7 protein-coding genes are annotated in these 6,494 nt (G+C 76.3%); 2 read left to right on the plus strand and 5 right to left on the minus strand.

Annotated elements, in window-relative coordinates; all coding sequences use genetic code 11:
* Window positions 1-4: 4 nt before the first annotated feature.
* From JIG38_RS12365 to JIG38_RS12380, 4 genes are read right to left on the minus strand one after another with little or no spacing between them, the layout of a single operon-like run.
* Window positions 5-769 (minus strand): ABC transporter permease, encoded by a 765-nt coding sequence (locus tag JIG38_RS12365; protein ID WP_199424112.1) that lies wholly within the window; start codon window positions 767-769, stop codon window positions 5-7.
* Window positions 766-1,626: an ABC transporter ATP-binding protein gene (locus JIG38_RS12370; protein ID WP_199424113.1), complete on the minus strand. Its 861-nt coding sequence runs from the start codon at window positions 1,624-1,626 to the stop codon at window positions 766-768. Before JIG38_RS12370 ends, JIG38_RS12365 begins: the two co-directional genes overlap by 4 nt.
* Window positions 1,623-1,991 (minus strand): DUF1048 domain-containing protein, encoded by a 369-nt coding sequence (locus JIG38_RS12375; RefSeq protein WP_199424114.1) that lies wholly within the window; start codon window positions 1,989-1,991, stop codon window positions 1,623-1,625. Before JIG38_RS12375 ends, JIG38_RS12370 begins: the two co-directional genes overlap by 4 nt.
* A gap of 1 nt (window position 1,992) precedes the next feature.
* Window positions 1,993-2,358, minus strand: coding sequence for a PadR family transcriptional regulator (locus tag JIG38_RS12380; protein WP_307844876.1), 366 nt, complete (start codon window positions 2,356-2,358; stop codon window positions 1,993-1,995).
* A 151-nt stretch (window positions 2,359-2,509) separates the two neighbouring features.
* Between JIG38_RS12380 and JIG38_RS12385 the strand changes: the two genes are divergently transcribed.
* The gene (locus tag JIG38_RS12385) at window positions 2,510-3,871 is read left to right on the plus strand and encodes an acyltransferase family protein (protein WP_199424116.1); all 1,362 of its coding nucleotides are present in this window, start codon (window positions 2,510-2,512) and stop codon (window positions 3,869-3,871) included.
* Window positions 3,872-3,893: 22 nt separating this feature from the next.
* Here the strand turns inward: JIG38_RS12385 and pdxR are convergent, their stop codons facing one another.
* Entirely contained in the window at window positions 3,894-5,345 is a 1,452-nt protein-coding gene (pdxR, locus tag JIG38_RS12390) for a MocR-like pyridoxine biosynthesis transcription factor PdxR (RefSeq protein ID WP_199424117.1), read from the minus strand.
* An 80-nt stretch (window positions 5,346-5,425) separates the two neighbouring features.
* Here pdxR and JIG38_RS12395 point away from each other — a divergent pair, with 80 nt between their 5' ends.
* Window positions 5,426-6,409 carry an aldo/keto reductase gene (locus JIG38_RS12395; protein ID WP_199424118.1) on the plus strand — a complete coding sequence of 328 codons (984 nt, stop codon included), beginning with the start codon at window positions 5,426-5,428 and terminating at the stop codon, window positions 6,407-6,409.
* Window positions 6,410-6,494 lie beyond the last annotated feature (85 nt).

The raw sequence follows: 6,494 nt of genomic DNA on the forward strand, positions 1-6,494 counted from the left end.
CCCGTCAGCCCACGCGGCGGCGGAAGGCGCGCACCGCGGCGGCGTACGCCACGACGAGGATGCCGACGAGCCAGGCGAGGGCGACCCAGATGTCGTTGCCGACGGGCTGCTGGTCGAACAGCGCCCGCACGGTGTCGACCACGGCCGTCACCGGCTGGTGCTCGGCGAACCACGCGACCGGGGTCGGCATGGTGTCCGTGGGCACGAAGGCCGAGCTGATGAACGGCAGGAAGATCAACGGGTAGCTGAACCCGCTCGCGCCGTCGACGGTCGTGGCCGACAGGCCCGCGAGGACCGCGATCCACGTCAGCGCGAGCGTGACGAGCGTGAGGATGCCCAGCACGGCCAGCCACGCGCCGACCGAGGCGCCGGTGCGGAAGCCCATGACCAGCCCGACGGCGACGACGACCGTGACCGAGGCCAGGTTCGCCGCGAGCGACGTGAGGACGTGCGCCCACAGGACGCTGGGCCGCGCGATCGGCATGGACCGGAACCTCTCGACGATGCCGCCCTGCAGGTCGAGGAACAGCCGGTACGCGGTGTACGCGACGCCCGAGGCGATCGTGATGAGCAGGATGCCGGGGAGCATGTAGTCCACGTAGGACCCGGGCGCGCCGGTCTCGATGGCACCGCCGAGCACGTACGTGAACAGGAGCATGAGCGCCACGGGCGTGACCGCCGTCGTGACGATCGTGTCCGGGCTGCGCAGGATGTGCCGCAGCGAGCGCTGGGTGAGGGCGACGGTGTCGCCGACGGCGTGCGTGGTCATCGCGGGTCCCCGTCCGTCGAGGCGCCGCGGGTCGCGGTGCCGGTGGTCGTGCGGTTCGTGCCGTCCGGCGTGCCCGGGGGCGTGCCGGCGGGAGCGCTCGTGGCCTGGCTGCCCACGAGGGCGAGGAAGACCTCCTCGAGGGTCGGCTGCTTCTCGACGTACTCGACGGTCGCGGGCGGCAGGAGGGCCCGGAGCTCGGTGAGCGTGCCGTCCTGGATGATCGTCCCCTCGTGCAGGATGGCGATCCGGTCGGCGAGCTGCTCGGCCTCGTCGAGGTACTGCGTCGTGAGGAGCACCGTGGCGCCCTCGGCCGCGAGGCCGCGGATCGTCCGCCACACCTCGAGGCGGGACTGCGGGTCGAGCCCCGTCGTCGGCTCGTCGAGGACGACGACCGGGGGGTTGCCGACGAGGCTCATGGCGATGTCCAGCCGTCGCCGCATGCCGCCGGAGTAGGTCGCGACGCGCCGGGCGCCCGCCTCGACGAGCGAGAAGCGCGCGAGGAGCGCGTCGGCGACCGCGCCCGGGTCGGGCAGGTGGCGCAGCCGCGCGACGAGCACGAGGTTCTCGCGACCGGTGAGGACCTCGTCGACCGCGGCGAACTGGCCCGTGAGGCTGATCGACTCACGCACCCGGCCCGGCTCGCGGGCGACGTCGTGGCCCTGGACCGTCGCGGTCCCCGCGTCGGCCGGCAGCAGCGTGGACAGGATGCGCACGAGCGTCGTCTTGCCCGCGCCGTTGGAGCCGAGCAGGGCGACGATGCTGCCGGCCTGCACGTCGAGGTCGACGCCCCGCAGGACCGCGAGGTCCCCGAAGGACTTCTCGACGCCCCGCACGTGGACCGCTGCCGTCGCGCTCATCGCCCCTCCTCCCCCGGCGTGTCGTCGAACGCCCGCGCCAGACGCGCGCGCTCCTTGTCGATCCAGCGGTCGCCGCTGTAGGCCTGCGCGAACGTCTCGGCGAACTCGACCGGGTCGTCCCCGACGATGTCGCTGACCGGCGTGCCGTCCGTGGCCGCGCGCTCCCACAGGTCCGCGAGGTCGGCCACCATCGTCACGAGCGTGTCGCCGTCGGTGACGCCGCCGTAGTACATGAGGTAGCGCTGCATGGCCTTGGCGCCGGCGCGGTACGGCTCGGGCAGCCCGGAGATCCGTGCGACGGCCTGCCGGTACTGCTTCTTCTGCTCGAGCGACCCGGTGAGGGCCTCGATCCACTTCGCGACCATGTCAACGGTCCCCTTCGGTGTGGTGGGTACGCGGGTGCGTGCCGGTGTGGGTGCGGAGCCGCTCGATGCGTCCCGCGAGGAAGCCCCAGGTGCGCCAGAACTCGTCGAGCTGGGCGCGCCCGGCGGCGTTGAGCGTGTAGACCTTGCGCGGCGGGCCCTTCTCGGAGGGCACCTTCTCCACGTCCACGAAGCCGCGCTGCTCGACCCGCACGAGCAGGGCGTACACGGTGCCCTCGACGAGGTCGGTGAAGCCCTCGTCGCGCAGCTGGGCGGTGATCTCGTAGCCGTAGGCCGGCCGGTCGGCGAGGAGCGTGAGCACGATCCCCTCGAGGGTGCCCTTGAGCATCTCGGTCATCTGGTTGCCCACGGCCCACCTCTCCATCTACTCGGTGTCACTGGGTACTGGTAGACGGTAACGCTAGGTACCGGTACTGCGCAACACTGAGTAGCGTCGGACGTCCTGCGGCTGCGGGGCCGTGCGCGGACCGTCGCCGGTCGTCCGGTGGCAGGCTGCAGAGGTGAGCGGCCTCAGCGCACGCGACATCGCTGCGGTCACACCCGCGGCCCGCGACCGCTACGTGGACCTCCTGCGGGCGGCCGCGATCGTCGTCGTGGTCGCCGGGCACTGGACCGTCTCAGCGGTCACCGTCCACGACGGCGAGCTGGGCTGGATCAACCTGCTCCAGGTGGCGGCGTGGACCGCCCCGCTCACGTGGCTGTTCCAGGTCATGCCCGTGGTGTTCCTCGTCGGGGGCTACGCGAACGGCGCCTCGTGGGAGACGCACCGGCGGCGTGGCGGCACCGCCGCCGCCTGGGTGCGCAGCCGTGCGCTGCGGCTCCTGCGGCCCACGGCTCCCTTCCTGCTCGCGCTCGTCGGCGGGTACGCCGCCGCCGCCGTCGCCGGCGCCGACCCCCGGATCACCCGGGCCGCGGTGTGGCTCGCGGCGATCAGCCTGTGGTTCCTCGTCGTCTACCTGGCCGTCGTCGCCCTCGGGCCGCTGCTCCTGGCCGCGCACGCCCGGTGGGGCCTCGCGACCGTCGCCGTCCCCGCCACGCTCGTCGCCGTCGGCGACGTGCTGCGCCTCACGACGGGCTCCGCGGTCCCCGGGGCGGCCGCCTACCTGCTCGCCTGGGTCGCCGTGCACCAGCTGGGCGTCGCGTGGCGGGCGGGGCGGCTCACGCGCTCGCCGCGCACGGCGTGGGCGCTCGTCGGCGGCGGGCTCACGGCGCTCGTGCTCCTCACGGGGCCGGGGCCCTACGGGGTGACGATGGTCGGTGCGGCGCCGCCGCCCGACCTCGACAACACGGCTCCCCCGACGCTGGCCCTGCTCACGCTCGCCGCGACGCACACCGGGCTGGTCCTGCTGGTCCGCCGGCCCGCGGACCGGTGGCTCGCGCGACCGCGTGCCTGGGCCGCCGTCGTGCGGGTCAACGCCGTCGCGCTGACGCTCTACCTCTGGCACATGGTGCCGGTCGTGCTCCTCGGCACGACGCTCGTCGCGTCGGGCGTCCTCCCGCAGCGTCCCGTCGGGTCCGGCGCCTGGTTCCTGCTGCGCCTCCCCTGGCTCGGGCTCCTCGCCGCCGTCCTCGTCGCCCTCGTCGCCGTGGTGGGGCGCTGGGAGCAGCCCGCCCGTCCCCCCGAGCGCCCGCGCGCGCCCGACGGACGGGACCCGGGACCCGCACGGGTGGACGGGCGGGTCGTCGGCGCGGGCGTCACCGCGTGCCTCGGCGGGCTGCTCGGCCTGGGCGTCGGCGGCACCGACGGCCTGCTCCCGGCCGTGGCCGGCGTCCCGGTGGCCGAGCTCGCCCTCGTCGGCGTCGGGCTCGGCCTCGTGCGGTGGGGCGGTCCGCGCCGGACGTGGACGGCCCGGGCGGGCTGAGGCCCGCCCGCACGCCCCCCCGTCAGCCCCCGGCGGCGCGCACGCTCGCGGCGAGCCGGGCGACCGCCTCGTCGACCCGCGCGTCGGCGAGGTTGCCGTAGCCGAGGACGAGGGTGCGGGAGCGCTCCGCGGCCTCCACCTGGTAGCGGCGCAGGTCCACGACCGCGACGTCGCGCTCGCCCGCGTGCCGGACGACGTCGGCGGCGTCGGGGGCGTCCGGGCCGAGGTCGAGCAGCAGGTGCATGCCGGCCGCGAGGCCGCTCGGCGTCGCCGTGGGGAGGCGCGCGGCGAGCGAGTGCACCAGCGCGTCACGACGGCGGCGGTAGCGCGCGCGGGTCGCGCGCAGGTGCCGGTCGTACGCGCCGCCGGCGACGAGCTGCGCGAAGGCGAGCTGGTCGACCGTCGACGGCCCGCTCCCGGCGCGACCGGCCGCCGCGAGCAGCCGGCCGGCCCAGCGCGGCGGGGTGACCGCCCACCCGAGGCCGAAGGCCGGCGCGAGGGTCTTGCTCAGCGAGCCGAGCAGGACGACCCGGTCCGGGTCGAGCCGCTGGAGGGCCGCGACGGGCCGCCGGTCGTACCGGAACTCGGCGTCGTAGTCGTCCTCGACCACGAGGCCGTCGACCTCGCGCGCCCAGGCGAGCACGCGCGCCCGGCGGTCGGGGGCGAGCGCCGTCCCGGTCGGGAACTGGTGCGCAGGGGTGAGCAGCGCCGCGCGCGCGCCCGTGCGGCGGGCCGCAGCCTCGAGCGCGTCGACGACCACTCCCCCGGCGTCCACCGGGACGGGCACGGGCTCGAGGCCGGCCCGCCGCGCGACCTCGCGCAGGACCGGCCAGCTCGGGTCCTCGACGAGCACGTGGGTGTGGCCGGCCGTGACGAGGGCGGCGCCGACCACCGCCATGCCGTGGGTCGCGCCGCGCAGCAGCAGGACGGCGTCGTCGGGTGCGTCGACGAGGCGCGAGCGGCGCAGATGGCCCGCGAGCGCGGCCCGCGTGGTCGCGTGACCCGCGACCGGCGCCCCCGCGAGCGCGTCGGCCGGCGCGACGGCCAGCGCCTCGCGCGCCGCGCGCAGCCACGCCGCGCGCGGCACGTGGCGCAGGTCGGGGATGCCGGGCGCGAGGTCGAGGCGTGCCCGGGGCGGGCCGTCCCGCACGACGTCGGCCGACCGGTGCGCACCCGGGCGGTCCGCGGTCCCGGCGTCGGCCGCGACCCGCGTGGTCGAGCCGGTGCGCGCCTCGAGCAGACCCTCGCCGACGAGCTGCCCGTAGGCCTCGGTGACGACCCACCGCGAGACGCCGAGCGCCTCGGCCGCGCGCCGGCTCGGCGGCAGCGCGGCCCCGGCCGGCGCACGCCCCGTCCGGACGGCGTCGCGGACGGCGCGCTCGAGCTGCTCCACGAGGCCGCCGCGCCCGTCGAGCTCGAGCAGCGTCTCCCAGGCGAGGCGGGTCGTCGGCGGATTGGTCTGGTCGGACGTCACCTCACCGGACTGTAGCGCCGGGCCGCTGCGCACCTAGCGTCGATCGCGGCAGGAACCCACCGACCTACCCAGGAGGACCCATGCAGTACCGCACCCTCGGCGACGGCGACCGCGCCCTCGAGGTCTCGACCCTGTGCCTCGGCACGATGCACCTGGGGACGCGCACGGACGAGCGCACGTCGTTCGCGATCCTCGACCGCTTCCTCGAGGCGGGCGGCACCTTCCTCGACACCGCGAACAACTACAACGCCTGGGGCGCGGGCCACGGGCGCGACAGCGAGGACCTCGTCGGCCGCTGGCTCGCCGACCGGGGGGTGCGCGGGCACGTGCGCGTCGCGACCAAGCTCGGCGCGGCGAAGAAGGACCCCGCCCTCCCGCTGTCCAACACGCCGCCCACGAACTTCCAGGGCCTGGGCGCGGACGTGGTGGCCCGGGAGGCGCACGAGAGCCTGCGCCACCTCGGCGTCGACCGGATCGACGTGCTCTACGGGCACGTGGACGACCGCGAGACGCCGCTGGCCGAGACCGTCGGCGCGTTCGGGAAGCTCCAGGCCGAGGGCGTCGTCGGGCTCTCGGGCATCTCCAACGTCGCGCTGTGGCGCGTGGTCGAGGCGCGCGAGGAGGCGCTGCGGCAGGGCGTCCCGCCGTACGCCGTCGTGCAGCAGCAGCTCACCTACGCCTACCCGACGCCGGAGGTCGACCGGCACAGCTGGGCGTCGCCCGAGCTCCTCGACTACGCGGCGTCGACCGGGGTGCCGGGCCGGCCGTCGCTCGCCGTCGTCGCGTACTCGCCCCTGCTCCAGGGCGCCTACGTGCGGGCGGACAAGCCGCTGTTCGGGGGCTACGACCACCCGACGACGCACGCGCGCGTGCGGGTGCTGCACGAGGTGGCGGCCGAGCTGGGCGCGACCCCGAACCAGGTCGCGCTCGCGTGGCTGCTCGGCGGCGCGGTGCCCGTCGTCCCGGTCGTCGGTGCGGGCTCGGTCGAGCAGCTCGACGAGATCCTCGGCGCGGCCGACCTCGTGCTCGAGCCGGAGGTGCGCGCGCGGCTCGACGCCGTGTGACCCACGGCGCGCGGGGCCCGGGCCGGGCGGCCGGGGGGCCGCCCCGGCCGCCCCCCCCCGGCCGCGGCCCGGCGCGCGGGCCCCC

It is taken from the genome of Actinotalea solisilvae (genome assembly GCF_016464425.1).
In the GTDB taxonomy this organism is placed as follows: domain Bacteria; phylum Actinomycetota; class Actinomycetes; order Actinomycetales; family Cellulomonadaceae; genus Actinotalea; species Actinotalea solisilvae.

What these genes read in the sequence shown, in the direction of transcription:
- JIG38_RS12365 (WP_199424112.1), bottom strand. Translation starts at nt 769, where the DNA reads ATGACCACGCACGCCGTCGGCGACACCGTCGCCCTCACCCAGCGCTCG.
- JIG38_RS12370 (WP_199424113.1), bottom strand. Translation starts at nt 1,626, where the DNA reads ATGAGCGCGACGGCAGCGGTCCACGTGCGGGGCGTCGAGAAGTCCTTC.
- JIG38_RS12375 (WP_199424114.1), bottom strand. Translation starts at nt 1,991, where the DNA reads ATGGTCGCGAAGTGGATCGAGGCCCTCACCGGGTCGCTCGAGCAGAAG.
- JIG38_RS12395 (WP_199424118.1), top strand. Translation starts at nt 5,426, where the DNA reads ATGCAGTACCGCACCCTCGGCGACGGCGACCGCGCCCTCGAGGTCTCG.